A 26,633-nucleotide genomic window follows, 5' to 3' on the forward strand; every position below is an offset into this window, starting at 1 on the left:
CGGTCGGCCCTTCGACGGATATGATGTCCTAGTGCCGACGTTGCCACAGGACGTGGCGGTTTTAGTCGGCCAGCGCTTGTCGGGGCTGACCAAGGCGCTTGCGCTTTTCTTATTTACATAGCTTTTTTAGCTGGAACAAATACACGTATATGTCCTGGAAGCACTTTGGCGTGGAACGGCAATGTCTGGCCCTCTTCACCATCAATATTCACCACATGCTCCTTTGAAGAGGAGACATTAAGAAAAGAGGTTGAAATATATTCGACTTCATCGCTTTCTTTAAGTTCCCCCTTCAAAAGCGAAGGAATGATCGCTGCAATCTTCGGGAACGACATTTTTTTTATAATGAAAACATGGAACTTCCCATCGTTCACACTCGCTTCCGGTGCGAGAGATTCGAATCCTCCTACCGAATTTGTAAGGGCTGCAAGTAAAAGGAAAGACTTACCTTCCCATCTGCCGTTTTCGTGTTCCACGGTTAAATCGATTGCTTCGCCATTCAAAAACGATTTCGCTCCTTCCATAAAATAAGCAAGGGAGCCTAAACGTGTCTTTTGCTCTGCTGTAACATTATAAGAAGCTTCTGCAATAGATCCTACTGCCAGTACATTTGCAAAATAAGCTTCATCAATCTTTCCGACATCCACTGCCATGGTTTCCTGACCTTCTAAGATTGAAATAGCCTCATATGGTTCAAGGGGGATATCTAGTGCCCGGGCAAAATCATTGATGGTGCCTAAAGGAATAATACCTAGAGCGGGACGGTAGTCTTGTTCTGCTATCCCATTAATTGTTTCATTGATTGTTCCGTCCCCGCCCATTGAGATGACTGCGTCATATAAAGCAACGCAAGCTTCTGTTGCGAATGAGGCAGCATCTCCTTCCTTCTCGGTCTTTCTAATATCTATATCACTAAATCTTCCTTGCAACGTTTCTTTTATTTTTTGAACATATTCGTTTGCTTTTTCTTTTCCTGATGATGGATTCATAATGATCATAGCTTTCATCTCCATCTACCTCCAATATTCAATTCATCGATCGAATGTCTAACCTCAACCCTATTATTTACCTATAATCCCTTTGCTATAAACCATGAAATGGGGCTGCTTTGCTTTTAGATTCGTTGTGGTTTTCCCATATTTCTCCCCCTATTACAATAACCCCCTTTAATTTTATGATTATCCCCTTTGTAAAAAGGGTACTTAGTTAGCAAGCAGGAAAAAAGAGAGAGGAGATCATAGGGGAATGTCAAAAAAATGGATACTATTTGCAGCTTTGGTTCTCTCGCTATTGTCTTTAACTGCATGTGCAGAAAAGGAAAAGCTAGACGATGGAACTGAGCTGGTAGACAAGGATGAATTAATCTTCACAGCTTCCGGAGAGTTTAAGCCGTTCAGTTATCTTAAAGATGATTTGTCAATGACGGGCTTTGACATTGAAGTGGGAGAAGCGTTAGCCAAAGAGATGGGGCTGAAGCCTGTACAGAAAAGAATGAAATTCAAGGGGATTGTTGAAGGGGTAAAAACTGGCCGTGCTGATGTCGCCGTAGCCAGCCATACGATTAATCCTCAGCGGAGCAAACATGTACTATTTTCGACTCCATACTATTATTCAGGTCCGCAAATTTTCGTAAGACCCGATAGCAGCATCCAGACTGTTGATGATTTAAAGGGGAAGGAAGTTGCTGTCGCAAAAGGATCCACGTACGCGGATACTGCCTCTAAATACACTTCTAATATTAAAATGTACGATAGTGATATCACAGCATTAAAAGCCTTAAGCACCGGCCGCCATGATGCGGTTATTACCGACTTCGTTACAGGTAAGAGTGCAGCGAAGGAAGGCTTTAAGATAGAAGGAAGACAGCTCATTGAAAGAAGTGAGCAGGCTGTTGTTGTTCCAAAGGATAATCCGCAGCTGTTAAAAAGGGTGAATGAAGCGCTGGAGAATCTGCGCAAAGATGGAACACTCTCGAAAATCAGCCAAAAATATTTCGGTGAGGATATCACAACGAAGCCGGAGTAGACAGATAGATAATTAATAGAGAAGGGATGTAGGAGCTTTGCCAAGTATAGGACATGTTTTACAAACATTGATTGACAGCAGTGACCTTTTTATCGATGCAATGCTGCTTACGCTGCAGCTTACAGTAGTATCAATTTTAGTAGGAATTGTAATTGGTTTATTCTTTGCACTTTTAAAAATTTCTAACATCAAGCCTTTAGAATGGATTTCCGACACGTATGTTTATCTAATCAGGGGAACCCCACTGATTGTACAAATCTTTATTTTATACTTCGGAATTAGCGGAATCTTTCTGATTCCTGATTTCTGGGCGGCGGCATTGGCGCTAGCGTTCCATAACGGTGCGTATATCGCGGAAATCTTCCGCGGAACCATCCAATCGGTTGATAAAGGCCAAATGGAAGCTGGCCGGTCATTGGGTATGTCAAAGGCTTTAACCATGAGAAGAATCATTTTGCCGCAAGCGTTCCGCCGTTCTCTTCCGCCGCTTGGCAACCAATTTATCATCGGCCTTAAGGATTCCTCGCTCGCGGCGTTCATCTCGATGAACGAGCTGTTCAACGTAGCAACGACGCTTGGTTCAAACAACTTTGACGAAATGACGTACCTGTTAATCGTAGCTTTCTATTATCTAGTTCTAGTTGCGATCCTGACATTGGTCGTAAGGGCAATCGAAAAGAAATTAGCTGTTAGTGACAGGTAAGGAGGAAATGAAGTGTATACAAAAGAAATGATTCATGTTGAAAACTTAAATAAATCCTTTGGCGACCTTCATGTCCTGAAGGATATCAATATAACGGTTAAGGAAAGCGATGTCGTATGTCTTGTCGGAGCCAGTGGTTCAGGTAAAAGTACCTTGCTTCGATGCATTAATTTCCTTGAAAAAAAGGACAATGGCAGAATCATTATCGAAGGAGAAGAGGTTTCAAGGGATACTCATGATATAAATGAAGTACGCCAAAAGGTAGGAATGGTGTTCCAGCATTTTAATCTTTTTCCACATATGACCGTTCTGGAAAATATCATTGAGGCACCTGTTCATGTGAAAAAAATTCCAAAAAATGAAGCCATCAGGGAAGCGAAGGAACTTCTTGTGAAGGTTGGTCTTGAGGATAAAGCAGATGTTTATCCTAGCAAATTGTCAGGCGGCCAGAAACAAAGGGTAGCCATTGCCCGTGCACTGGCAATGAATCCGGATATCATGCTTTTTGATGAACCAACTTCAGCTCTTGACCCCGAACTGGTAGGCGAAGTACTCGCTACCATGAAAGAATTAGCAGAGGACGGAATGACCATGGTAGTCGTTACCCACGAAATGGGTTTTGCCCGTGAGGTTGCAGACTGGATCATTTACATGGATGAAGGAATCATTGTCGAGAAAGCTAAACCAGAAGAGTTCTTCACCAATCCACAAGAAGACCGTACAAAGGAATTTATCCAGACAACAGCTCTTAAATAAATTTTTGCAAAGCAGTCCTGAGTGAAATCAGGACTGCTTTGTGTATTATTTGGTATGGTTAAATGCCCAAGAGAACCAATCAAAAAAATCATCACGCATGGATGAAAAGTTTTAGAGAACAATTTCCTCATAGGATAAAATACAATCAAAGAGTCTGATGAAAACTTGAAAAAGGGATAAATACTCAAGAAAAACAGCGATTCAGTGAGATAAGCAAGGATATGCTGGAAGTTTTCGTTCTATTTGAGTCAAAAGAGGGATTTTTAGCGTATTTTTCATACTTTACAACTTGAATCGCACAGGAGTATGATTACAACAGTTTCAGATTTTATACTGAATCCAAAATTAAATTAAGTTTCAAATTTCTAAATCGCTGAATCCAATTGGAGCGGGGGAACCAACTTCCGTGGATGATAATCCACTAGGGGTGAAGCCTTTGAATAAAAGGCAGGGCTATTCTGAGCCCTAATCCGACAGCTAACTCCGCAAGCGTTGCAGAAGAGGAAGATGGAGCTTGTGAGACGAGTCTGTTCAAAAGTCCACAAGGCTATTATCTTTTAGCCTCTGGGGGCTTTTTTGTTTTGGCGTAATTAACGATGTCGTTTATGATCCGTTAAAATCATTAAGTCCCTGCCAAAGAAATATTACTAACAAAATTCCTCATACTAAGGGGAGAAGGAGAAAACAACATGCGCAGGAAAATGCTTTTTAAGCTTGAGCCTCCGAAGATACTTGTCCTAGGTTTTGGGACGATTATCCTATTGGGCTCGCTGCTGCTTTCACTGCCTGCCGCTACGACTGACGGCAAAGGGCTTTCCTGGCTGGATGCTTTGTTCACAGCCACATCAGCAACCTGCGTAACGGGGCTCGTAGTTGTGGATACAGGTGATACCTTCACACAGTTCGGTGAAATGGTCATCCTTTCGATGATTCAGATCGGCGGGCTAGGGTTTATGAGTTTTGCGACACTGCTGGCATTCATCCTTGGGAAAAGAATCTCGTTAAAAGAGAGGCTGATCATTCAAGAATCATTGAACAATGCCACGGTGGAGGGTGTGGTCCGGCTTGTGAAGCGGATTCTCATTTTTACAGCTGTTATCGAAATTGCAGGAGGAATCCTGTTATCTCTCAGATTTGCACAGGACATGGCCGCTGGTAAGGCGATCTATTTTGGGTTTTTCCATGCGATTTCGAACTTCAATAATGCTGGTTTTGACATAATGGGAGAGTTTCGCGGTTTTACCTCATACGCTGATGATCCTGTTATTAACATCACCCTAATTTCACTGATCAGTTTAGGCGGTATAGGATTCATTGTAATGAATGAGCTTTTTGAATACAAAAGCACAAAAAGGATATCACTTCATTCGAAAATGGTACTGTCCGTTTCCGGGATTCTTGTACTTGGCGGAGCGCTCCTGATCTTTATCCTTGAATATAACAATCCAGCCACTTTGAAACCACTATCGATGGCCGGAAAAATATTAGGTTCCTTTTATCAATCTGTGACGCCTAGGACTGCCGGCTCCAATACTTTGAATATTGGTGACTTAACACAAACGACATTGTTCATGATTATCTTCCTGATGTTTATCGGGGCATCCCCAGGGTCAACTGGCGGCGGTATCAAGACCACTACATTTGCCATTCTGATGGGCGCCGTAAAAGCGCAAATCCGCGGCAGGGAGGATGTCACGTTCTTCGGCAGAAGAATGGACTACAGCATCATTTATAAATCAATTACAGTAACACTCATCGCACTATTCTTAATTATTTTCGTAACAATGGTGTTGACCATTACAGAACCGGGAAAAGATTTTCTGATGTTATTTTTCGAGACAGTATCCGCCTTTGCAACAGTTGGTCTTTCAATGGGATTGACTCCCGAACTGTCACCATTGGGAAAAATATTGATTACATTTACGATGTTCGCGGGCCGGATTGGACCGATGACACTTGCTTTTGCAGTAGCGAAAAAAAGAAAAGAAGATCATTACCGTTATCCTGCTGGAAAAGTGATGATTGGGTAGGAGGATATTTTTATGGCAAAGCAATATGCAGTAATTGGGATGGGACGCTTTGGTTCAAGTGTAGCGACCTCCCTGTACAATGAAGGAAACGAAGTACTGGCCATTGATAAAAAAGAGCAATATATTGAGGAATATAAAGAGAATGTCACCCATGCGGTAATCGGCGATTCAACAGATGAACAAACTCTCAAGGCAGTAGGAATCAGAAACTTTGATACAGTCATCGTGGCGATAGGTGATGATATCCAGGCGAGTATTCTGACAGTCCTTATCCTAAAAGAAATGGGAGTAGCCAATGTCGTTGCAAAAGCCCTTAACAAGCACCATGCACAGGTGTTGTTCAAGGTTGGTGCGGATAAAGTCATTTTCCCTGAAAGAGATATGGGGGAAAGGGTAGCCCATCAGCTGATGGCATCCCCAAATGTGCTCAATTTCATCGAGCTTTCAGATGATTACAGTATTGAAGAAATCAAGCTCCCGATGAGCATGGCAGGAAAGAACCTCATTGAAATCAACCTGCGTGCAAAATACAATATTACGGTTATCGGAGTTAAAACCGGTCCTAAGGTAGACATTTCACCGGATCCCGAGAAAACGTTAAGAGCGGAGGACATCCTGATTGTCCTTGGGGAAAATGGCGATCTAAACAAGTTTTCAAAAGTAAAATAAGACATGTGGCAGGGTGCTTTGAGCAGCCTGCTTTTTTACGCAGAAATTCCGAACTCCTTCCTGGTGATAATTTTCCATGCATGTATGGCTATTAATCTATATAATTATTTAATAAGGGTAACGAAATAATTTACAGCCATGGCTGATTACGAATAGAAAAGGTGAGAGTGATTGAAACAGGCGGATATTTTTTTAGCGTTTTTTCGGGTAGGAATTCTTGGCTACGGAGGTGGACCATCCTCGATCCCACTTGTACATAAGGAAGTTGTTGATAAATATAAATGGATGGACTCTGATGAATTCAGCGACATTCTTGCATTAGGAAATGCTTTGCCAGGTCCAATTGCGACGAAGATGGCCGGGTACATTGGCTATCGAGTAGGCGGGGTTTTAGGGATGCTTAATGCACTGGCAGCGACAATTGTGCCAACAATCATTCTGATGATTCTTCTTCTGACGGTCCTTAATGCTTATAAGGATGAACCATGGGTAAGCGGGATGTCACAGGCGGTCGTTCCTGTTGTAGCTGTAATGCTGGCTGTTTTAACATGGGATTTTGTGAAAAAATCCGGAACCTCCAAGCTTGGATGGAAATGGACTTTGCTCGCGCTGGGCGGAAGCATGCTGCTTCTTCAATTCCTGCACCTGCACCCTGCCATTTTAATTTTTGTATTATTAATAGGCGCCTTGCTAAAGAAGGACTCTCCTTCTAAAAATGAAAAAGCAGGAGGAGAGCAGAGATGATTTATATTAAAATTTTTTGGGCCTTCTTTATCCCGGGGATTTTAGGCTACGGCGGGGGTCCTGCCTCCATTCCGTTAATTGAAAATGAAGTAGTGGATCGCTACGGCTGGATGACGGTTAATGAATTCAGTGAAGTTCTCGCCATGGGAAATGCCCTTCCTGGACCGATCGCGACGAAAATGGCCGGCTATATCGGCTTTGCTGAGGGAGGAGTCCTCGGTGCAGTTATCGGCGTATTTGCTGCAGCTGCTCCTTCCCTGTTTTTAATGATCGGCTTGCTCGGACTGCTGATGAAATTTAAGGATTCCCCAAGAGTCAAGCGACTTACTCTCGTTATCCGTCCAGTCATTGCCGTTTTGCTTGGGGTGATGACATATGATTTCTTTTTTTCTTCCTATGAAGGCGTCGGAGTGCTGCAGACAATACTAATCGGCGGCCTGAGCTTTTTGCTTATGGAAAAAATGAAGGTGCACCCTGCCTATGTCATAGCTGGTGCGCTTGTATACGGAGCCCTTGTTTTATCATAAACATGGGTTTTCTTTTTGTTGGCATTGCATCATTCCTGAATTTAGCTGATAAAAAAGGAAAAATCCAGACACGAATTATGAATTTTGAAAGCAATAAAAAAAGCTGTACCAAAAAATGCGGAAAAATTTTCACCTTACTCCTGCAGTGATGAAAGCGATGTCATAGATTTGTTCGTCAAAATATTATATTGACAAACAAATCAGAAGGTTTTATGATTTCAATTATCCAATTAAATAAGTTACTTATCAAGAGCGACCGAGGGATTAGGCCCTATGACGTCCGGCAACCTCCTTTTAGGAACGGTGCCACTTCCTACAGAATGATTTCATTCTGAGAGATAAGTCGTATAGATTATTTTTACGATGCCTCTTTCTATGAATGAAAGAGGCATTTTTTTGTTTACTTCTATCCAATTGATTATTGTAAACAGTCAGGTGGTTAAAGCGGAAAGTGCAGACTACTGCGGGATTAGAAATCGGAAATATGATAACGGTATACCAATAAAGCTTCTTGGTTAACTGGCAGAAAGGAACAGATTCCAGAACAGAAGAACGGTTTGATAGGGGGACAAAGCATGATAGAAGTTAAAAAATTAGTCAAGGTGTATGAAACGAAAAGTGGAACTGTAACAGGTGTTGACCATGTTTCGTTAAGGGTAAACAGGGGTGAAATTTATGGAATCGTTGGCTACAGCGGAGCAGGAAAAAGTTCCTTGCTCAGATGCTTGAATCTCCTTGAAAAGCCGACGTCGGGTGAAGTGATCATCGACGATGTGGAGCTTACTTCTTTAAATAAAAATGACCTGCGCAAAGCTCGATTGAAAATCGGCATGATTTTTCAGCATTTTCACCTTGTCAGTGCCAAAACCGTAAGTGAAAATATCGCTTTCGCCTTAAAAGCTGCTGGAATCCCAAAAGGAAAGATAAGTGAAAGAGTAGTGGACCTTCTGGATATGGTTGGACTTTCAGATAAAAAAGATGTGTATCCTGCTCAATTGTCCGGGGGGCAAAAACAGCGGGTGGGCATTGCGAGGGCACTTGCAAATAACCCTTCAGTCCTGTTGTGTGATGAGGCTACTTCAGCATTGGACCCAAGTACAACAAGATCGATTTTAGCATTGTTAAAAAAGATAAATATTGAATTAGGAATCACAATCGTCCTGATCACTCACGAAATGGAAGTAGTCAAGACGATTTGTGACAGGATGGCTGTCATGCAGGATGGGAAAATCATTGAGGAAGGAAATGTGTATGATGTGTTTGCCAACCCGCAGCAGCCGCTGACAAAGGATTTTGTCAACTCGATCCTTAAGTTTGATCTCCCGGAAAGACTGCTAGAGGAGCGGCAGGGAAAGATCATTAAAATTTACTTCCAGGGTGCGATTGCTGAGCAATCAGTCATTTCTGATGTGTTCCAAAAATTCAAAGTAAGAGGAAATATCCTTCATGGAAAGATTGAATACATTCAGGAGATCCCGCTTGGAATTTTTATCATGGAGATTACAGGCGATCACAATGAGCTTGAACGTGCTATTGAGTATATCGCGTCAAGAACAAGAAATCTGGAGGTGATTCATGATGCTGCCTGAGAGTCTGGTTTCCCTGCTGCCGGAATTAAACAAAGCATTCTTTGAAACAATTTATATGGTCGGAATATCAATCGTTGTGGCAATCGTCATTGGATTGCCAACGGGGGTGCTGTTATTTGTCACAGATAAAGGCTTATTTCTGGAAAATCAAATTTTTAAAAATATCGCAGGTTTCACCGTAAATATGATTCGTTCAGTCCCATTTATCATCCTGCTGATAGCCCTGCTGCCATTGGCAAACCTTATTGCCGGCACGACTATCGGACCAACAGCAGCTTCGGTTTCGTTATCGGTCGCTGCAATTCCTTTCTTTGCAAGAATAGTAGAGCAAAGCTTCCGGGAAATCGATAAAGGGGTAATTGAGGCCGCAGTTGCAACAGGTGCAACTCCATGGATGATAATAAAGGATGTCCTCATTCCGGAAGCTCGTCCGGGAATTGTCCAGGGAGTGACGATTACGATCATCAGTCTTGTTGCCTACTCAGCAATGGCCGGGATTGTTGGAGGCGGCGGAGTTGGCGACCTTGCGATTCGTTTTGGCTATTATCGTTATGACAATACCATCATGATTACTACGGTTATTATTCTAATTTGCCTGGTCCAGCTGATTCAGTTCGGCGGGGACAGGATAGCAAGATTAGTAGATAAAAGATAAAAAAATGGAGGTTATTATAATGAAAAAGTTTGTGTATTCTATCATTTTCTTATTAACAATCGGATTGCTTGCAGCATGCGGCAGCGATTCAGCATCAAACGGAGATGCGAAGGCAGACAAGAAGGAAGTCACATTTGGAGCGACTTCCGGCCCTTACAGTGATATGGTTTCCAAGGCAATCAAACCGTTGCTTGAGAAAAAAGGATATGACGTGAAAGTTGTGGAATTCAGTGATTACATCCAGCCTAACTTAGCTTTATCAAAAGGGGACCTGGATGCGAACCTTTTCCAGCACAAAGTGTATATGGAGAATTTTGCAAAAGAGCATGATCTTGAATTATCAGAAGTTATTGTTGTCCCAACAGCCCCAATGGGAATCTACTCAAAGAAATTCAATTCACTTGATGAAGTAGCAGAAGGTTCAGCCATCGCGATCCCAAATGATCCAACAAATGCCGCGCGCGCCTTCCTGATTCTTGAAGACGCTGGTTTGATCACTCTTGATCCGAACGCTGATCCACTGACTGTTTCTGAAAAAGATGTAAAAGATAACGTCAAGAACCTGCAGTTCAAGCCAATTGAAGCAGCACAGCTGCCAAGAGCAGTAGAGAGTGTAGATCTTTCAGCCGTTCCAGGAAACTTTGCACTTGCAGCAAAAATGAACCTGCTTGATGCTCTGCAGCTGGAAAAAATGCCTGACCAGTATCGAAATCGTGTTGTCATTAATACAAAAGACGAGAATGCACAATTTGCAAAGGATATTAAAGAAGTTGTAGAGTCAGCAGAATTTGAAAAAGTAATTGATGAAGAGTTTAAAGGCTTTGGTAAGCCTGAGTGGATGGAATAGGCTGGTTCTTATTCTGAATATGGATATTTTCAACTATGACCAAGTCCCTTGAGACCTGATATACACCAGGGTTTCATGGGACTTGTTCATTTTTATAGCGTTCTCCCCTATAAATTGGTTAATATATTAACAGAGATTTCTTTTTGTTATGCTAACGGAAAAAACATAAATGGTTACAGAGGGAGAATTATGAATAGACAAGATAAGAGATCAAGACACTTGGCAGCTATATCGCTGGCAATTATGGGAGTAGGTTTCCTCGCAACGATTCCGTTTCAGGAATCAATCATTGGAAAACTATTAATGGGCGGTTTTGAAGCTGGCCTTGTAGGCGGACTTGCTGACTGGTTCGCCGTTACTGCGCTCTTCAGGCACCCAATGGGCATCCCGATTCCACATACTGCACTCCTGCCTAAAAATCGTGAAAAGGTGACACAGGCATTAATCAATATGCTCGAGAATGATTGGCTCACTAAAGAGAGCATCATGGATAAATTCAAGCAGATTCACATTCTGGATAAAATTTTTGAGACGGTGGAAAAAGAACTGCATTCTGATTCTGTGAAAAAAAACATACAGTCCTTCAGCCTTGAGATTGCGAACAAAATTGATGTGGAAAAATTTGCTCCTTCCATTGAAAAGGAGATCAAAGACTTCCTGCTTACTGCTAATGTCTCAATGCTTTTGCAAAAAGCTTCAAGTCATGTGTTAGCTAAGCAATACGATGAAGCTGCGTTTAACTATATCTTGGAGGAAACTGAAAAGTGGGCATCCAAAGAGGAAGCGAAAATGGTCCTCGGCAAGCTTGGCAAGCAGGCAATTGAGACTACCCAGGCAGACGGATTGCTAAAATTCGCGATTCAATCCTTCAGCAATATGATCACCGAAGAGAAAATCGGCAATATGCTGCAGTCTTTCATTTTAAAAAGAATGAAAAACCTTAAACAAAGCGACAATCGTTACAGGCACATGATTCTTGAGAAGGTTCGAAAAGAGCTTGGGAGCATTGATGAACGAGAAGTGCTGATGTTAGAAATCCAAAGCTGGAAAAATAAATTGGTGGAAGAGTTGGAGATTTCAAACCAAATCAAAGATGTTCTCTTAAAGTTCAAGGGACGTGCAATCTCATTTATTGAAAAAGAGAGCTTTGTTGATGACCACGTAATCCCAGTTGTTAACAAATTCATAAATGAGATTAAAAATGATCCTGAAAAAGTAGCAGGTATTGAGAGATGGCTTCATACAAAACTTGCTGGTCTGATTGAAAGGAACCATTCAAAGATCGGCAAGCTGGTTAGGGAAAATCTCGACAAACTCGATACAGAAACATTGATCGACATGATGGAAAACAATATCGGAAAAGACCTGCAGTGGATCAGGGTCAACGGTGCAGTTTGCGGCTTCCTGATTGGAATTGGGCTGACAATCTTTAAATTTCTTATTATGTAAAATAACAGTATACACTCGATTTTTCATCGATTCTGTCATCAGAAAAAGAGTTCATCAAGTAAAATAAACACCATAGCAGAGAAAATCCCTGCACCGCGCTAAGCTATTAAGAGCCGCGGTACAGGGATTTTTTTAGCTTAGGCTGTGTAAAACTTGTCTGTTGATTTCCGCTCCAGGCGCTTCGCTTTCCGGGGGGCGTCAGGTGAGCCTCCTCGTCGCTTTGCTCCTGCGGGGTCTCACCTTGGCCGCTGATCCCCCAGGACTTTGAAAAGCTTCCTCGAACCTGCCCACGCACGATGGAAATGCGTTAGCATTTTCGGAGGAGTCTGCGCGCCTTCCGCTCCAATCAACAGGTGCTAAAAAATCAACATTGTACTTTAACACACCTTATTTTAATGGGTTATGCATTTTTTCCTTAAGGGACTTTAAGAAATTTTATCGGGTTTCTCAGCACTTTGTCTGAAAATTGTTTTGCGAATGAATGGTATGACCCAGTGATCTAAACCGTATCTTCCTGCATTGTAGCCAGCGAACAGTATGATGAATCCGAAGAAGATATCAGTAGGATTATGTGATACTGTACCGGCAAGGAAGAAAGAGAAATTCATCACTAAACCGAAGAACATCGCAGCAGTTGTCAGGCATCCAAGGATGAGACCGAGTCCTACTAGGAATTCACCAACAGGAACGATGAAATTGAAGAGGTCTATATTTGGAAGTGCGAAGTTTTCTAGGAATGACACATACCAACCATACACCATGTTTCCGTCAGGACCCTTAACAGGATTAGCTATAGCATTTGTTAAATATCCTGTAGCATCGAAACCTTCACCAGTTAATTTTCCCCAGCCAGCGTGCATCCAATTATAACCGAGCCATAAGCGCAACACTGTAAGAAGACCTGCCGCGACATTGCTTTCTCTTAACCATTTTGCAAACATATAAATCGCTTCCCTTCAAGGATAAGTAATAATTTGATTACACTACAATATATTGAATTTCCTTAAAAAGATGAAAGGGACGGAACTATGTTCACAAATCAGCAACAACAATATGAATGATTTATGAACGTAAACCAGAAGCCCTGTGATGATGAAGGGAGAGAGAGTAAAAGGCAGGTAATAATCATTGGTGAGTCTGAGACAAAGAAAAGAGCCTGAAGACAGGCTCTTTCAACATATATTCGGTTTGGCTCTGCCGAATTCTTATACAGCGTTATTTACTGCTTCATTTGTTTTCTTAAGGACAGTTTTGCGAATGAAAGGAACAACCCAGCGGTCTAAACCGTATTTTCCAGCATTGAAACCAGCAAACACGATGATGAAGCCGAAGAAGATGTCAGTTGGGTTGTGAGATACTGTTCCGGCAAGGAAGAAAGAGAAGTTCATCACAAGGCCGAAGAACATTGCTGCAGTTGTTAAGCATCCAAGAATAAGTCCAAGACCGATCAGGAATTCCCCAAGTGGAACAATGAAGTTAAATAGTTCAACATTTGGAATGGCGAAGTTATCAAGGAAAGATACATACCAGCTGTAAACCATGCTTCCATCCGGGCCTTTTACCGGATTGGCAACAGCATTTTTCAAAAATCCAGTAGCATCGAAACCTTCACCAGTTAATTTTCCCCAACCAGCATGCATCCAGTTATATCCGAGCCATACACGCAGGACAGTCAAAAGGCCAGCAGCGACATTGTTTTCTCTTAACCATTTCGCGAACATATAAATCGCTTCCCTTCAAAAATAAGTTAATATTGATTACACTAACAATATATCAGAATTTGGAATTAGAATGAGGCAATTGTGAAATAGTTCACAGAAATGAAACAACAAATTGACAGAACTTTGAACAAGAATAAATAGGGAGGTAAATCTTATTTTCTGGGTGTCCCGGCACAACAGAAACCAGAAACCGACCCGAGTAAACACAGAAAGGACTGGCGATAGACATGGACAAACAATCAGATGCTGATGCACAAGAGCAAATCAAAGACAGGGAAAAAATATGGAGCAGGGATTTCGTGTTCATAATTCTCGCCAATTTTTTTATCTTTCTTGGCTTTCAAATGACATTGCCTACGATTCCGCTGCTTGTTGAGGATCTTGGCGGCAACGATCAATTAATTGGGTTTGTTGTCGGTATTTTCACATTCTCCGCTTTGCTGATCAGACCTTATGCCGGCAGGATGCTAGAATCAAAGGGACGAGGCTTGGTTTATTTAACAGGGTTAGTGATATTTGTCTTATCCGTAGGCTCCTTCGGATTCGCCTTAGGGATTGTATTTTTATTTCTGATGCGGGTTGTCCAGGGTGTAGGATGGGGGTTATCGACGACAGCATCGGGAACGATTGCTACAGATTTAATTCCGCCGCGCCGCAGGGGAGAAGGAATGGGCTATTTTGGTTTGTCAGGAAATCTGGCTCTGGCTTTAGGTCCGACACTTGGATTGGCACTAGCTGATGTCATTTCCTTTAAGCAATTATTTCTGATATGCGCGGTGCTTGGTCTTACTGCCTTTCTTTTTGCCTCCAGAATTTCTTATAAGAAAGTGGGAAATAACAGACCAGAAATTGCAGGGAGGAAATGGGATGTGTATGAAAAGACAGCGCTCCACCCATCATTCTTACTGTTTTTTATCACAGTCACTTTTGGTGGAATTGCTTCCTTTCTTCCTCTTTATGCAACTCAAAAAGACATATCGGGCATTCAATGGTATTTTTTGATCTATGCTTTGACACTGTTGTTGTCCAGGACCTTCGCGGGCAAGCTGTATGATCAAAAAGGGCATGGTGTAGTTTTTATTCCTGGGGCCTTATTCATCATGATTGCGATGATATTGCTGTCTTGGCTGCCTAATAGTTTAGTAATGTTCATTGCTGCAGGACTTTATGGCTTTGGATTCGGTGCGGTGCAGCCAGCACTCCAGGCCTGGTCAGTAGAAAAAGCACCGAAGGACAGGAAAGGAATGGCCAATGCAACCTTTTTCTCATTTTTTGACTTGGGAGTAGGAATCGGGGCCATGGCATTCGGCCAGATTGGCCACTGGCTTGGCTATGGAAGCATTTATATTGCATCAGCACTTTCCGTATTTTTCTCCATTCTGTTATATCTTTATTTGACCAGAAAAACAAGAGTGAACTAATGCTAGCAAACCTGTTCTATTTACATGGAGCAGGTTTTTTACATGCAATTATTTGTAAGTTAGAACCTTTCTAAGTAAAATACACTTATAGGTATAATTGGAATAATGGCCCATGCGATAATTAAACTTTTAAAAAATATGGTCCGGGGTATATAAAGACTATTGGCTAACAGAGTTTAAATTACTATATTTGCATTTAATACTGAGGAGGAAGTCAAATGTATTTCAAGTCATTTTTCGATGAACAGCTTGCCCATATGTCATATTTGATCGGGTGCCAGCGCACTGGAGAGGCCATTGTCATTGACCCGGCCAGGAACATTCAGCCGTATCTTAAAATTGCTAAAAAGGAAGGTTTCACGATTTCGGCTGTAACTGAAACTCATATCCATGCAGATTATTTATCTGGTGCAAGAGAGCTTGCCCACCACCATGGAGCAAAGCTCTATGTTTCAGATGAAGGGGATAAGGACTGGAAGTACCAATATGTCGATCAATATGAACATAAATTTCTGACTGAAGGCTCAATCTTTAAAGTTGGAAATGTCTACTTTGATGTTATCCATACACCGGGACATACGCCTGAAAGCATTTCCTTCCTGCTTACTGACAAGGGTGGCGGTGCCAATGAGCCAATGGGAATCTTCACAGGGGATTTCCTTTTCGTAGGTGATGTCGGACGTCCTGATTTGCTTGAAAAAGCCGCGGGTGTCACAGGTACATCTGAATCCGGTGCACGCCAGATGTTTGAGTCGCTGCGCAAGGTAGAGAAGCTTTCCGACTTCCTGCAGGTTTGGCCGGCACATGGCGCGGGAAGTGCATGCGGAAAGTCGCTTGGAGCGGTTCCGATGTCGACACTCGGCTACGAGAAAAAATTTAACTGGGCGCTCCAAATCAATGAAGAAGAAAAGTTTGTGGAGGAACTGCTGGCAGGGCAGCCAGAACCACCGAAGTATTTTGCCCAGATGAAAAAGCTGAATAAGACAGGGCCAGAGTTGTTGCGCAAAGAAGAAGCGCCTAAAGTATCTCTATCTGAAACAGATAATGCGGTGGTCGTCGATACACGCCCGGCAAAAGAATTCGCTGGAGGCCATGCGGAGGGCACCATCAACATTCCTTATAACAAATCATTCACGAACTGGTCAGGCTGGCTGTTAAGCTATGATCAAGCTATTGTCTTAATTGCCGAAAAGGGTCAATTAGCCGATATCAAAAAATCGCTGCAGTCGATAGGGCTGGACCAGGTAACTGGATATGTAGTTCCAACAGAAATAAGCAGTGATCTTGAGGAATATAAAAATATCCCTGCAAGCAAGGCAAAAGAACTGATGGAAGATGAAGATTACTTTGTCATTGACGTCCGTAACCAGAGCGAATGGGACGGCGGCCACATTCCGGGGGCACACCATTTGATGCTTGGAACGCTGACCGACAATCTTGACGAGGTTCCAAAGGACAAGAAAATCATCGCTCACTGTCAGTCAGGTGCCCGCTCCGCAATCGGAACAAGCCTGCTTCTGAAAAATGGCTTCAAGGATGTTCTGAATTTGGAAGGCGGGTTCTCCGCCTGGGAAAAAGAAGGTCTTCCGGTGAAGAAAGATTAATATAGTTTAAGCCAGCTTCTCATTCGAGCTGGCTTAATTTATTTTTAAAGTGAACAATCAGGTTGATAGGCACCCATATTAGACTCAGCGGCTTACCGCGAACAGCCACCTAATGATTTGTGGCTGTAATGCAACGTGGATTTCCAAACCGGCAACAAAAACTCTTCGTGAAGAATGTTCAATTCAGCAACATAACTTTATTGAAGACTTGTTTTCGTTTAAAATATGAAAAAACGATGACCAAATGATTAATTAATTTGAAACAATAGCCAAATCTGTTGATTCTCACGCTATTCCGATTTATGTTAATTAATAACAGATAGCGAGATATGAGGAGATATATTATGAAGATTCTAGTTATAGAAGATAATGAAAGTGTCTGCGAAATGATTGATATGTTCTTTTTGAAAGAAGGAATTTCAGGTGAGTTTGTTCATGACGGACTTAAAGGATATGAATCGTTTAAAAAGGGAAGCTGGGATTTACTGATTGTCGACTGGATGCTTCCTGGAATGGATGGTGTTACACTATGCCGAAAAATCAGGCAGGAAGGCAGCGAGGTACCGATCATCATGCTTACTGCGAAAGACAGTGAGAGCGACCAGGTCCTTGGACTAGAAATGGGTGCGGATGATTATGTGACCAAACCGTTCAGTCCTTTAGCGCTGATGGCAAGGATTAAAGCTGTAGCCCGTCGGTACCAGAAACAACAGCCTGAAGAGAAGGGTTTAATTGGCACCACGCACATTAAAATTAATAAAGAAACTCGTGAAGTCATGCTGTATGGACAGCCTGTCACCAATTTGACCCCGAAGGAATTTGACATACTCTTATTCTTTGTGCAGCATCCTCGCCAGGTTTTCACAAGGGAGCAGCTGCTCGAGCGTGTGTGGGGCTACCAATTTTACGGTGATGAGCGAACAGTAGATGTCCATATCAAGCGGCTGAGAAAGAAACTTGGGACCGAAACACAGCCATTATTCCATACGGTTTGGGGAGTAGGCTATAAATTTGATGAATCGGTCGATGGGCATGAAAGTTAAATATATTTACCAGCAATTCATCAGCCATATCAGCATCATCGTCGTAGCTTTTCTTATCCTTAGTTTGCTGTTCACTCATTATGTTGAGACATTAGTATATAAAAATAAAACAGAAGAACTGATCGCGTATGGAGATAATATCTGGCGGGATTTACAGAGGGGAAGTGAACGTCCCGAACAGATTATCAATCAGTACGCACGCGTCTTATTTTCAAGGGATATACAATTCAGTGTTTTTGACCAGAATGTACAGCTGCTGAATCCGATCAGATGGAGAGGACCGGCCATTGAGTTTACCGAAAAGGAATGGAGAATGTTAAACGAAGGGCAGCCAATTGTCATGAAATATGACCTCAAGCGCTATGATGAGGCGGTAACCCTTGTCGCCCTTCCTTTTATAGACAAGGGGAAATTCATCGGCGGCATCCTGCTGACGTCTCCAATAAGCGGAGCAAGGGAAATGATTGCTGAAATCAATAAATACCTTTTTTATACTGTGCTGATTGCCCTTGCAGTAGCCTTTCTCCAAAGCTGGCTGCTGTCGCGGATCCATGTGAACAGAATCAAAAAGCTGCAGGAAGCAACCTCTCTCGTCTCGGCAGGTGATTACACTGTGAAAGTACCATCCTCTGATTTTGATGAAATCGGCGAACTGGCAGAGGATTTTAACCGTATGGTAAGCAAGCTTGATGAATCAAAAGCGGAGATTGAAAGTCTCGAAAATCGCCGCCGCCAATTCATGGCTGATGTGTCCCATGAATTGCGTACGCCGTTGACCACGATCAGCGGCGTCATTGAAGGCTTGAAGAATGATATGATACCTGAGGCCGAAAAGGAGAGAGGCATCAAGCTTGTGAGCAAGGAGACGAAGCGCCTGATCAGGCTGGTGAATGAAAATCTGGATTATGATAAAATTCGCTCCAATCAGGTTCAGCTCATTAAAGAAGATATCGAGCTTCTGGAGGTATTCGAAATCATTAAAGATCAGCTAGATCTGCAGGCTGCAGAACGAAATAATACTATTATCGTTGAAGCGGAAGATTCAGTTATGGTACATGCTGATTATGACCGGCTCGTCCAGATTTTGATCAATATAACGAAAAACAGCATCCAGTTTACCGAGAATGGCGCAATTCGGCTTAAGGGATGGATGGATGTTCAAAGAACGCATATTGAAATCGAGGATACAGGCATCGGAATTCAGCCGGAGGAAATTGAAAAGATCTGGCACCGCTTTTACAAAGCAGATATTTCGAGAACGAGCAATCCTTTTGGAGAATTTGGTCTTGGACTATCAATCGTTAAGCAGCTTGTTCAGATGCATGAAGGCGAGATCCATGTAGAAAGCGAACATGGAAAAGGGACAAAGTTTGTGATTGAGCTGCCATTTAGATAAAATGAAAGAGATAAGCTGCAGGCTAGGCCTTCAGCTTTTATATTAGGTTAATGATAAAAATAACCGATTTAATTCAAGGCGCTAACGCTTTTTGTTATTTTGAAAGGGTGAACGATGTGGTACGTTTCGGAGTAGTAGGTACGAATTGGATTACAGAAGCATTTTTAAAAGGTGCAAGCCAACATGAGGCATTCCAGCTGACAGCGGTTTATTCCCGCACAGAGGATAAAGCTGCTGAGTTTGCGGGTAAGTTCGGGGTTGAGCACACTTTTACAGAATTAGAAGAAATGGCGAAAAGCGATGTAATTGATGCTGTTTATATAGCAAGTCCCAATTCACTGCATGCAAGCCAGGCTATCACATTCATGAAAAATGGCAAGCATGTTCTGTGTGAAAAAGCGATTGCTTCAAATGGAATGGAATTTGATAAAATGATCCAAATAGCCAGAGAACATAATGTAGTATTGATGGAAGCCTTGAAATCAACTTTGATGCCGAACTTCAAGGCAGTCCAGGAGAATTTGCATAAGGTTGGTACAGTCAGAAGATATTTTGCAAGCTATTGCCAGTACTCCTCCCGCTACGATTCCTATAAAGAGGGAAAGGTGTTAAATGCCTTTAATCCCGCTTTTGCTGCTGGTTCATTGATGGATATTGGCATTTACTGCATCTATCCACTTGTCGCTTTATTCGGAGAACCTAAGGGCATTCAGGCGAATGGATATGTATTGGATTCTGGTGTAGATGGAGAAGGCAGCCTTTTGTTGAAGTATGACGGGATGGACGCGGTGATCATGTTCTCCAAGATTACAAACTCATCTCTGCCATCTGAAATTCATGGTGAGGATGGAAATATCAGAATTGATAAAATCAGTTCTCCTGAAAAAGTGGAAATCATCTATCGGGACGGAAGAATAGAGGATTTATCCAGAGAGCAAATCACAGATAATATGTTTTATGAAGCTGAGGAATTTATCACTTTGATTCAACAGGGGCAATTGGAATCAGCCAATAATTCACTGGAACATTCCAGAATCACGATGAACATCCTTGATGAAGCCAGAAGGCAAATGGGAGTGAAATTTCCTAGTGACCAGGAAAGCTGATGAAAAATGGGCAGGCGCACAAAAAGCGCCTGCCCATTTTTAATAAGCCCTTAGTAATTCAAAAACTTAACGCACACAGGGTCCGGAACTTTCACCTCAGAGTCCAGCAACGTAAGTCTCCCTGTTTCCTTATCTCGAGAATAAAGTACGACACTGCTCGAATTCTGGTTGGAGGCAATCAAGTACTTTTCACTTGGGTCTAAAACGAAATCTCTCGGCCAATTGCCTTCGGTCGAGGTATGCTCCACAAATGACAGCTCGAAGCTTCCTGGTTTCACTTCGAACACAGCAATGCTGTCATGGCCGCGGTTGGCAGCATAGACAAACTTTCCATCCGAGGAAATGTGAATGGCGCTTCCCTGGTTATTTTCTTTAAAATCATCAGGAAGTGTTGAGACGGCCTGAAGCTGTTGGAAGCTTCCATCCTCTAAATGATATTTCAGCACAATAACCTCAGAGCTGAATTCAGTCATTAAATAGGCATATTCACCGTTTGGATGGAATGTAAGATGTCTTGGACCACTGCCTGGTGCGATATTCAAGATACTCTTCTCCGCCAGTTTGCCATTGTCCAAAGAATAAGTAATCAGCTGATCGATTCCTAAATCAATGACAGCTGCATATTTCTCATCAGGGGTAAAACCGCTATAATGTGTATGCGCTTTTTCCTGTCTCTCATCAGGACCTGAACCTTCATGAAAGATGCTTGATAATACAGCTTGAATTTCCCCATTTTCAGGATTTAACCGGTATGAATCTGCAGAACCCTTATGATAGTTGGCTGACAAGAGGAGGCTGTTTTCCTTATTTACGCTGACATGGCAAGGTGAAGCTCCTTCTGAATACTGAGTGTTAATTAGGGAAAGCTCCCCGGATTCCAGGATTTTATAGCCTGCAACACCTCCTGAATTACCTTCCTTTGCAACAGAATAAAGATACTGATTATCCTTACTGATATTTAGATAGGTGGGATTCTCTAAAGAGGCAACAGCTTTCACATCGGTAATTTTTCCATTTACCGCATCAAGGGTAAAAGAATAGATCCCTTTGCTGTCTCCTTTTGTATAGGTGCCAATATAGCCTGTGAATTTTTCGTGAGTTGTCATTCGCAAAGCCTCCAATATCATTTTGCTTTATTTTCGTTTAATTTAAGTTCATCTATAGTCTAGCAAAAATCCAGTCACGAACAAAATGTTCTGGACAAACTCGGGTGATAAGACAGGACTGGTAAAACGAAAAAAAAACAATCTTCACGGCCTGACGTTTAATTTTTCAATATAACGGTATAGTTAAAGATAGCTGCAGTTTGGGATGTGTAAATCTAGACATTAAACTGTATAAGAGATATGCTCTTTAATAATAACTTTTTCAGTGATTAAGGAGGTTTAATATGAGTTTGCAGAAACAGATTATTGAAGCTTTGAATGTCCGTCCGGAAATCAATCCGCAGGAGGAAATCCAGAAGCGGATTGGCTTCCTGAAGGAATATTTACAAGCTTCGAAAGCAAAAGGATTTGTGCTTGGAATCAGTGGAGGCCAGGATTCTACGCTTGCAGGAAGGCTGGCTCAATTAGCGGCTGAAGAGCTGCGTTCTGAAGGGGTCGACGCAAAATTCGTTGCTGTCCGCCTTCCGTACAAGGTTCAGAAAGATGAAGAGGATGCGCAGCGTGCACTGGATTTCATTAAACCCGATAAGACGGTCACCTTCAATATCCAGCCTGCTGTTGATACATTCAATACACAATTTGAAGAAGCGATTGGCGATTCTCTTACAGATTTTAATAAAGGGAATGTTAAGGCCCGGATGAGGATGATTACACAGTATGCGATTGCCGGCCAGGAAGGTTTGCTGGTCATCGGCACAGACCATGCAGCTGAAGCAGTAACCGGATTTTTCACAAAGTATGGCGATGGCGGAGCCGATTTGCTGCCGCTCACTGGGCTGAACAAGAGACAGGGAAGGGAGCTTCTCAAGGCATTGAATGCTGAGGAAAGATTGTACTTGAAAGAACCGACGGCTGACCTGCTTGATAACAAGCCGCTTCAGGCTGATGAGACAGAGCTCGGAGTGAGCTATGAGGCAATTGACGATTATCTGGAAGGAAAGCAGATTGCAGAAGGTGATGCTGTGAAAATTGAGTCCAGATACAGGGTATCAGAACATAAGAGACAGGTACCTGCGTCAATGTTCGACTCCTGGTGGAAAAAATAAAGAAAAGCCTGGCCGATTGGCCAGGCTTATTCATTGCCATTATTCAAGTTCTGTCATGGCAAAACTTCTGGGATCTTCTTTTTCAGTGACCTTGTCAATTTTGTCTGTAAACATTTGAAAAACTCGCTTTTTCTCTTCAAGCTCCTTGATGTATTCCTTCAAGTTATTGAATTTTTGTTCAAATGGCTGGTGGTACAATTCACGAATCTTTCTGTTCAGATCCGGATTAACGGTCGATTGGACAACCTGCTTAGTGATGTTGTATTTATATGTATAAACTTTTAACTCGTTTTTTATCTCTTCATATTCCGCATCAATTTCATTCAAAATTTCTTCTATTTCCGCTTTCCATTCATCTAGCGACATTTTAACATGCTGTTCCATAAGGATCCTCCTGCCATTTCGCCTATATTCAAGCTTCGTCCTTTTATTTTATCAATCTAGTTTTACATAGGTATTGCGGCTTTATTACATTGTGAAAACAAAAGGCTTTTTCTCTAAATTGATAGTTCCTATTAATAGAAAAAGAATAATCAATTTGATATAGGAATAAAGATTCATTTTTGTTAGAAAATGGCGAATTTTGTTGAATTGATGGTTCGTAAGTTTTATATTTTAATTAGAACAGAAAAAGGCAAACTTATCGAAAGATAGGGACGCAAAGCCACGAGTCTAAGGCGTTTTGCTATGATCGTCGGGTTGCCAAAAAAGGATCGGATGCATGACCAGATGGGTCAAAGGTGTTGTTTTGACTTTGCCGAAGAACCGCCTTCTTTTTTGGAGGATTTTTTATTTGTACCTGTATTGCATCATATTTGGTTTACTCAATCCTTGAAAAAACCTTATAAAATGCAAAAAGTAGCGAAAATGACGTTTGCAACGCGTTAGAGAGGTTAAATAATACTTAAGTAACTTGACAGGATAAATAAAAGATACTCCTTTTGGCAGATTTGTTCCATTTCAGCATCGGGTTTTTGTCAGCAGGAAAAAGATTAAAAGAAAGGTGGAGGAATAATTGACTGTTTTGTTTGGGACTGTAGAGTATTTTGAACGTGAAATTGAGTTTCATTTAGCAGAGGTGGAAAAGAGAGAACGACTGCAGGAAGAAATCAGTCAAATCCAGGTGAAACTGGAGGAAGAACTGCTTAACGATTTCATCTGTGATGAGAAGCTTCGAATGGAATGCATGCAGAATCTATCAAATGCCTGCAGCAAATTAACTGAAGATTATGTTGTATAAAAAATCTATTAAACTATAAAAGCCTGTGGCCGCAGCCACAGGCTTTTATCTATTAATCAACTACATTTTCGATAATGGTTGCCACACCCATTCCTCCGCCAATGCAGAGAGTCGCCAATCCGTATTTTTGTTCTCTCTTTTTCAATTCATGAATCAATGTGACGAGGATTCTTGCACCGCTCGCTCCAATTGGATGGCCAAGTGCGATTGCTCCTCCATTGACATTGACGTTGTCTTCGCTCATGCCAAGCTCTTTCATTACGGAGAGTGCCTGTGCTGCAAAAGCTTCGTTTGCTTCAACCAGATCAATGTCAGTCAATTCCATTTCCGCTTTTTTAAGTGCTTTTTTAACAGCGTCGACTGGACCAATACCCATGATGGAAGGGTCAACACCAGCAGAAGCATTTGCCTTGATTGTTACAAGCGGTGTAACACCTAGTTCTTTTGCTTTTTTGCCGCTCATGACAACGACAGCGGCTGCACCGTCATTGATTCCAGAAGCATTGGCTGCAGTTACCGAACCGTCTTTTTTAAATGCAGGCTTTAACTTTCCTACCTTCTCAAGTGTGCTGCCGAATTTAGGATGCTCATCCTGGTCGACGATGATCGGGTCGCCTTTCCGCTGTTTTACCGCGACAGGAACGATCTCATCCTTGAAGCGGCCAGAAGTGATGGCTGATTCAGCCTTGTTTTGGCTTTTTACTGCAAATGAATCCTGCTCATTACGGGAGATTTCATATTTATCTGCAAGGTTCTCAGCTGTGACACCCATATGATAGTCATTGAAAGCACAAACGAGTCCATCTCCAAGCAATGTATCAACTAGTTTCTGGTCTCCCATCTTAAAGCCTTCGCGTGCACCTTTAAGAACGAATGGAGCCTGACTCATGTTTTCCATGCCGCCTGCAACGACGATATCTGCATCTCCGGCTGCAATTGCCTGATACGCAAGATGGACTGCTTTCAATCCGGAGCCGCACAACTTGTTGATTGTCATGGACGGGCAGGTTTCTGGAAGTCCAGCTCTCATGGCAGCCTGGCGTGCAGGGTTTTGGCCGAGACCAGCCTGCAGTACGTTTCCCATGATGACTTCATCAACCGCATCAGCACTGACATTTGCTTTTTCTAAAGCTGCTTTGATCGCTGTTGCTCCTAAATCTACTGCAGAAACACCAGAGAATGCGCCGCCAAAGGCACCGGTCGCTGTTCTGACAGCACTTGCGATTACAATTGTATTTTCCATTTTTCATGCCCCTTTCGAAGTAAGTATACTAAAGGGGGGACTGAATCCCCCTATATCTATAATCATAATGATTCAGGTAAAAAATGTCACTTTCCAGCACAGCTGGACGTCAAGGTATTATACAAGTCCAGTAAGTTTGTAGATTGCAATAATGAAGAATACTGCAAGCGTTTTAATTACTGTGATCATGAAAATATCTTTATAGGATTGTTTATGTGTTAAACCTGTTACTGCAAGCAATGTGATAACAGCTCCGTTATGTGGAAGCGTGTCCATACCGCCTGATGCCATGGAGATGACACGGTGCATAACCTCTGGCGGAATGTTGAATTGAGTGATCGCTTTCATATAAGTGTCTGTCATCGCACTTAAGGCAATACCCATACCGCCGGAAGCGGAACCTGTAACCCCCGCAAGAGTAGTTGTTGTCACTGCTCCATTGATTAACGGATCTGAGAAAGTGGTTGAAATTCCTTTACTCACAACTGAGAAACCAGGCAGGGAAGAAATGACTCCGCCAAATCCATACTCGGCACCAGTGTTCATAGAAGCAAGCAATGCTCCTCCGATAGCGGTATTAATTCCTACCTTGAAGCCTCCTGTAACACCTTTCCAGTTATACAATAAGGTAGCGATAATCCCCAGGATCAGTGCTAATTCAACGGACCAGATCCCGACTACTGCTGGAATTTGGATGGTTCCGTAAGCTTCAAGCCCGATTTTCGTGAAGTCAAAGCCATTAGGATACCACTTAGGAAGATTCACTGTGAAAAATTTGTTAGCTACTCCAACCAGGACTAATGGAACGAAAGCCAGTACTGATTTTAGAGTGCTTGCGTGTGCGGTCATATCAATTTTTGCTGCGCCTTCTTCTAATGCATCAGCTTCGGCAGCTGCTGCTGATTCAGCGTTATCAAATCCGTAAAAACCTTCGCCGCGTTTAGCCGCTCTTTTTCTAAGTGTTTCAAGGTACATCATACCAAGGCTGAAAACGAGAATCGCACCTATGATACCCAGTGTTGGTGCTGCATAGATATCTGTTCCAAAAAAGCCAGTTGGGATAACGTTCTGGATTTGCGGTGTACCTGGAAGTGCATCCATAGTGAAGGTGAAGGCACCAAGCGCAATTGTTCCAGGAATGAGTCTTTTTGGAATGTTTGCTTCCCTGAATAAGTTTTTGGCAAAAGGATAAATGGCGAATACTACTACGAACAGGCTTACGCCGCTGTATGTTAAAATTGCGCCCATCAAAACAATAGCAAGAATTGCCCGTGTACCGCCAACTAGTTTAATGATTGATTTAGCGATCGATTCTGCAATTCCGGACATTTCAACCACTTTACCGAATATAGCACCAAGCAAGAATACAGGAAAATAGCTTTTGATAAAACCGACCATTTTTTCCATGAAGATATTGCTGAAGAACGGAAGTACATGGCTCGGATCTGTCAGCATTACTGCAAGAAGCGCTGCTATTGGTGCAAACAGAATGACGGAAAATCCTTTGTAAGCTGTGAACATCAATAATCCAAGAGCGAGGAGAATAATAAATAGCTCCATATGGGAATCCCCTTTCTAATACTCAAGACGTTGTCTATGAATTGTTTGTTAAAAGATAAGAAAGTATATATTTAACTTCGAGAAATGTCCAGC

The 26,633-nt window shown here is 42.2% G+C and carries 26 protein-coding genes and 3 riboswitches; of the genes, 19 read left to right on the forward strand and 7 right to left on the reverse strand.

Annotated elements, in window-relative coordinates; all coding sequences use genetic code 11:
* Positions 1-113 precede the first annotated feature (113 nt).
* Positions 114-1,007, reverse strand: a complete 894-nt coding sequence (locus V7201_RS18555; protein ID WP_335378248.1) for a diacylglycerol/lipid kinase family protein — start codon at positions 1,005-1,007, stop codon at positions 114-116.
* A gap of 238 nt (positions 1,008-1,245) precedes the next feature.
* On the opposite strand from V7201_RS18555, the gene V7201_RS18560 reads away from it, so the two are divergent.
* The 12 genes from V7201_RS18560 (at position 1,246) to V7201_RS18615 (ending at position 11,994) form a co-directional block, all read left to right on the forward strand.
* Positions 1,246-2,025 carry a transporter substrate-binding domain-containing protein gene (locus V7201_RS18560; RefSeq protein ID WP_335378249.1) on the forward strand — a complete coding sequence of 260 codons (780 nt, stop codon included), beginning with the start codon at positions 1,246-1,248 and terminating at the stop codon, positions 2,023-2,025.
* A gap of 37 nt (positions 2,026-2,062) precedes the next feature.
* A complete protein-coding gene (locus V7201_RS18565) occupies positions 2,063-2,728 on the forward strand; it encodes an amino acid ABC transporter permease (RefSeq protein WP_335378250.1) in 666 nt (221 codons plus the stop codon).
* 27 nt (positions 2,729-2,755) lie between these two features.
* On the forward strand, positions 2,756-3,484 hold the full coding sequence (locus V7201_RS18570; protein ID WP_335378271.1) for an amino acid ABC transporter ATP-binding protein: 729 nt from the start codon (positions 2,756-2,758) through the stop codon (positions 3,482-3,484).
* 361 nt (positions 3,485-3,845) lie between these two features.
* A riboswitch (cyclic di-AMP (ydaO/yuaA leader) is annotated at positions 3,846-3,992 on the forward strand.
* A gap of 181 nt (positions 3,993-4,173) precedes the next feature.
* Positions 4,174-5,514 (forward strand): TrkH family potassium uptake protein, encoded by a 1,341-nt coding sequence (locus tag V7201_RS18575; RefSeq protein WP_335378251.1) that lies wholly within the window; start codon positions 4,174-4,176, stop codon positions 5,512-5,514.
* A gap of 12 nt (positions 5,515-5,526) precedes the next feature.
* Positions 5,527-6,183: a potassium channel family protein gene (locus tag V7201_RS18580; protein ID WP_335378252.1), complete on the forward strand. Its 657-nt coding sequence runs from the start codon at positions 5,527-5,529 to the stop codon at positions 6,181-6,183.
* Positions 6,184-6,354: 171 nt separating this feature from the next.
* The gene (locus V7201_RS18585) at positions 6,355-6,927 is read left to right on the forward strand and encodes a chromate transporter (protein ID WP_335378253.1); all 573 of its coding nucleotides are present in this window, start codon (positions 6,355-6,357) and stop codon (positions 6,925-6,927) included.
* A complete protein-coding gene (locus V7201_RS18590; RefSeq protein WP_335378254.1) occupies positions 6,924-7,454 on the forward strand; it encodes a chromate transporter in 531 nt (176 codons plus the stop codon). The genes V7201_RS18585 and V7201_RS18590 overlap by 4 nt, the downstream gene beginning before the upstream one ends.
* A 240-nt stretch (positions 7,455-7,694) precedes the next feature.
* Positions 7,695-7,799, forward strand: a riboswitch (SAM riboswitch).
* A gap of 51 nt (positions 7,800-7,850) precedes the next feature.
* A complete protein-coding gene (locus V7201_RS18595; RefSeq protein WP_335378255.1) occupies positions 7,851-7,973 on the forward strand; it encodes a hypothetical protein in 123 nt (40 codons plus the stop codon).
* Positions 7,974-8,029: 56 nt separating this feature from the next.
* Positions 8,030-9,043, forward strand: a complete 1,014-nt coding sequence (locus tag V7201_RS18600; protein WP_335378256.1) for a methionine ABC transporter ATP-binding protein — start codon at positions 8,030-8,032, stop codon at positions 9,041-9,043.
* On the forward strand, positions 9,033-9,698 hold the full coding sequence (locus tag V7201_RS18605; protein ID WP_335378272.1) for a methionine ABC transporter permease: 666 nt from the start codon (positions 9,033-9,035) through the stop codon (positions 9,696-9,698). The genes V7201_RS18600 and V7201_RS18605 overlap by 11 nt, the downstream gene beginning before the upstream one ends.
* Positions 9,699-9,717: 19 nt before the next feature.
* Positions 9,718-10,545 carry a MetQ/NlpA family ABC transporter substrate-binding protein gene (locus V7201_RS18610; protein ID WP_335378257.1) on the forward strand — a complete coding sequence of 276 codons (828 nt, stop codon included), beginning with the start codon at positions 9,718-9,720 and terminating at the stop codon, positions 10,543-10,545.
* A gap of 189 nt (positions 10,546-10,734) precedes the next feature.
* Positions 10,735-11,994 (forward strand): DUF445 domain-containing protein, encoded by a 1,260-nt coding sequence (locus tag V7201_RS18615; protein ID WP_335378258.1) that lies wholly within the window; start codon positions 10,735-10,737, stop codon positions 11,992-11,994.
* Between the two features lie 425 nt (positions 11,995-12,419).
* Here the strand turns inward: V7201_RS18615 and V7201_RS18620 are convergent, their stop codons facing one another.
* The gene (locus V7201_RS18620; RefSeq protein WP_335378259.1) at positions 12,420-12,935 is read right to left on the reverse strand and encodes a DoxX family protein; all 516 of its coding nucleotides are present in this window, start codon (positions 12,933-12,935) and stop codon (positions 12,420-12,422) included.
* A gap of 264 nt (positions 12,936-13,199) precedes the next feature.
* The gene (locus V7201_RS18625) at positions 13,200-13,715 is read right to left on the reverse strand and encodes a DoxX family protein (RefSeq protein ID WP_335378260.1); all 516 of its coding nucleotides are present in this window, start codon (positions 13,713-13,715) and stop codon (positions 13,200-13,202) included.
* A gap of 227 nt (positions 13,716-13,942) precedes the next feature.
* Between V7201_RS18625 and V7201_RS18630 the strand changes: the two genes are divergently transcribed.
* From V7201_RS18630 to V7201_RS18650, 5 genes are all read left to right on the forward strand, one after another.
* Complete coding sequence (locus V7201_RS18630; protein ID WP_335378261.1) at positions 13,943-15,136, forward strand: MFS transporter; 1,194 nt, start codon at positions 13,943-13,945, stop codon at positions 15,134-15,136.
* A gap of 218 nt (positions 15,137-15,354) precedes the next feature.
* Positions 15,355-16,740 carry an MBL fold metallo-hydrolase gene (locus tag V7201_RS18635; protein WP_335378262.1) on the forward strand — a complete coding sequence of 462 codons (1,386 nt, stop codon included), beginning with the start codon at positions 15,355-15,357 and terminating at the stop codon, positions 16,738-16,740.
* A 344-nt stretch (positions 16,741-17,084) separates the two neighbouring features.
* Positions 17,085-17,783 carry a response regulator transcription factor gene (locus V7201_RS18640; protein WP_335378263.1) on the forward strand — a complete coding sequence of 233 codons (699 nt, stop codon included), beginning with the start codon at positions 17,085-17,087 and terminating at the stop codon, positions 17,781-17,783.
* Positions 17,773-19,179 (forward strand): sensor histidine kinase, encoded by a 1,407-nt coding sequence (locus V7201_RS18645; protein ID WP_335378273.1) that lies wholly within the window; start codon positions 17,773-17,775, stop codon positions 19,177-19,179. The genes V7201_RS18640 and V7201_RS18645 overlap by 11 nt, the downstream gene beginning before the upstream one ends.
* A 116-nt stretch (positions 19,180-19,295) precedes the next feature.
* Positions 19,296-20,285, forward strand: a complete 990-nt coding sequence (locus tag V7201_RS18650) for a Gfo/Idh/MocA family protein (protein WP_335378264.1) — start codon at positions 19,296-19,298, stop codon at positions 20,283-20,285.
* 50 nt (positions 20,286-20,335) lie between these two features.
* Here V7201_RS18650 and V7201_RS18655 read toward each other — a convergent pair whose 3' ends face one another.
* Positions 20,336-21,391 (reverse strand): lactonase family protein, encoded by a 1,056-nt coding sequence (locus V7201_RS18655; RefSeq protein ID WP_335378265.1) that lies wholly within the window; start codon positions 21,389-21,391, stop codon positions 20,336-20,338.
* Positions 21,392-21,675: 284 nt separating this feature from the next.
* Between V7201_RS18655 and nadE the strand changes: the two genes are divergently transcribed.
* On the forward strand, positions 21,676-22,497 hold the full coding sequence (nadE, locus tag V7201_RS18660; RefSeq protein WP_335378266.1) for an ammonia-dependent NAD(+) synthetase: 822 nt from the start codon (positions 21,676-21,678) through the stop codon (positions 22,495-22,497).
* A 39-nt stretch (positions 22,498-22,536) separates the two neighbouring features.
* Here nadE and V7201_RS18665 read toward each other — a convergent pair whose 3' ends face one another.
* Positions 22,537-22,881: a hypothetical protein gene (locus V7201_RS18665; RefSeq protein ID WP_335378267.1), complete on the reverse strand. Its 345-nt coding sequence runs from the start codon at positions 22,879-22,881 to the stop codon at positions 22,537-22,539.
* A gap of 239 nt (positions 22,882-23,120) precedes the next feature.
* Positions 23,121-23,204: riboswitch (cyclic di-GMP riboswitch) on the forward strand.
* Positions 23,205-23,512: 308 nt separating this feature from the next.
* On the opposite strand from V7201_RS18665, the gene V7201_RS18670 reads away from it, so the two are divergent.
* Positions 23,513-23,737: a hypothetical protein gene (locus V7201_RS18670; RefSeq protein WP_335378268.1), complete on the forward strand. Its 225-nt coding sequence runs from the start codon at positions 23,513-23,515 to the stop codon at positions 23,735-23,737.
* A 52-nt stretch (positions 23,738-23,789) separates the two neighbouring features.
* Here V7201_RS18670 and V7201_RS18675 read toward each other — a convergent pair whose 3' ends face one another.
* Both V7201_RS18675 and V7201_RS18680 read right to left on the reverse strand, forming a co-directional pair.
* Positions 23,790-24,980 (reverse strand): acetyl-CoA C-acetyltransferase, encoded by a 1,191-nt coding sequence (locus tag V7201_RS18675; protein WP_335378269.1) that lies wholly within the window; start codon positions 24,978-24,980, stop codon positions 23,790-23,792.
* 117 nt (positions 24,981-25,097) lie between these two features.
* A complete protein-coding gene (locus V7201_RS18680; protein WP_335378270.1) occupies positions 25,098-26,540 on the reverse strand; it encodes a GntP family permease in 1,443 nt (480 codons plus the stop codon).
* Positions 26,541-26,633 lie beyond the last annotated feature (93 nt).

This window comes from Bacillus sp. JJ1122 (genome assembly GCF_036964885.1).
Taxonomy (GTDB): Bacteria; Bacillota; Bacilli; order Bacillales; family Cytobacillaceae; genus Mesobacillus.

Excerpts from the sequence above, each read along its gene's own strand:
- V7201_RS18575 (WP_335378251.1), top strand. The coding sequence starts at position 4,174 with ATGCGCAGGAAAATGCTTTTTAAGCTTGAGCCTCCGAAGATACTTGTC.
- V7201_RS18600 (WP_335378256.1), top strand. The coding sequence starts at position 8,030 with ATGATAGAAGTTAAAAAATTAGTCAAGGTGTATGAAACGAAAAGTGGA.
- V7201_RS18635 (WP_335378262.1), top strand. The coding sequence starts at position 15,355 with ATGTATTTCAAGTCATTTTTCGATGAACAGCTTGCCCATATGTCATAT.
- V7201_RS18640 (WP_335378263.1), top strand. The coding sequence starts at position 17,085 with ATGAAGATTCTAGTTATAGAAGATAATGAAAGTGTCTGCGAAATGATT.
- V7201_RS18680 (WP_335378270.1), bottom strand. The coding sequence starts at position 26,540 with ATGGAGCTATTTATTATTCTCCTCGCTCTTGGATTATTGATGTTCACA.
- V7201_RS18580 (WP_335378252.1), top strand. The coding sequence starts at position 5,527 with ATGGCAAAGCAATATGCAGTAATTGGGATGGGACGCTTTGGTTCAAGT.
- V7201_RS18655 (WP_335378265.1), bottom strand. The coding sequence starts at position 21,391 with ATGACAACTCACGAAAAATTCACAGGCTATATTGGCACCTATACAAAA.
- V7201_RS18570 (WP_335378271.1), top strand. The coding sequence starts at position 2,756 with ATGATTCATGTTGAAAACTTAAATAAATCCTTTGGCGACCTTCATGTC.
- V7201_RS18665 (WP_335378267.1), bottom strand. The coding sequence starts at position 22,881 with ATGGAACAGCATGTTAAAATGTCGCTAGATGAATGGAAAGCGGAAATA.
- V7201_RS18630 (WP_335378261.1), top strand. The coding sequence starts at position 13,943 with ATGGACAAACAATCAGATGCTGATGCACAAGAGCAAATCAAAGACAGG.
- V7201_RS18610 (WP_335378257.1), top strand. The coding sequence starts at position 9,718 with ATGAAAAAGTTTGTGTATTCTATCATTTTCTTATTAACAATCGGATTG.
- V7201_RS18675 (WP_335378269.1), bottom strand. The coding sequence starts at position 24,980 with ATGGAAAATACAATTGTAATCGCAAGTGCTGTCAGAACAGCGACCGGT.
- V7201_RS18625 (WP_335378260.1), bottom strand. The coding sequence starts at position 13,715 with ATGTTCGCGAAATGGTTAAGAGAAAACAATGTCGCTGCTGGCCTTTTG.
- V7201_RS18560 (WP_335378249.1), top strand. The coding sequence starts at position 1,246 with ATGTCAAAAAAATGGATACTATTTGCAGCTTTGGTTCTCTCGCTATTG.
- V7201_RS18620 (WP_335378259.1), bottom strand. The coding sequence starts at position 12,935 with ATGTTTGCAAAATGGTTAAGAGAAAGCAATGTCGCGGCAGGTCTTCTT.
- V7201_RS18555 (WP_335378248.1), bottom strand. The coding sequence starts at position 1,007 with ATGAAAGCTATGATCATTATGAATCCATCATCAGGAAAAGAAAAAGCA.
- V7201_RS18645 (WP_335378273.1), top strand. The coding sequence starts at position 17,773 with ATGAAAGTTAAATATATTTACCAGCAATTCATCAGCCATATCAGCATC.
- V7201_RS18615 (WP_335378258.1), top strand. The coding sequence starts at position 10,735 with ATGAATAGACAAGATAAGAGATCAAGACACTTGGCAGCTATATCGCTG.
- nadE (WP_335378266.1), top strand. The coding sequence starts at position 21,676 with ATGAGTTTGCAGAAACAGATTATTGAAGCTTTGAATGTCCGTCCGGAA.
- V7201_RS18590 (WP_335378254.1), top strand. The coding sequence starts at position 6,924 with ATGATTTATATTAAAATTTTTTGGGCCTTCTTTATCCCGGGGATTTTA.
- V7201_RS18605 (WP_335378272.1), top strand. The coding sequence starts at position 9,033 with ATGCTGCCTGAGAGTCTGGTTTCCCTGCTGCCGGAATTAAACAAAGCA.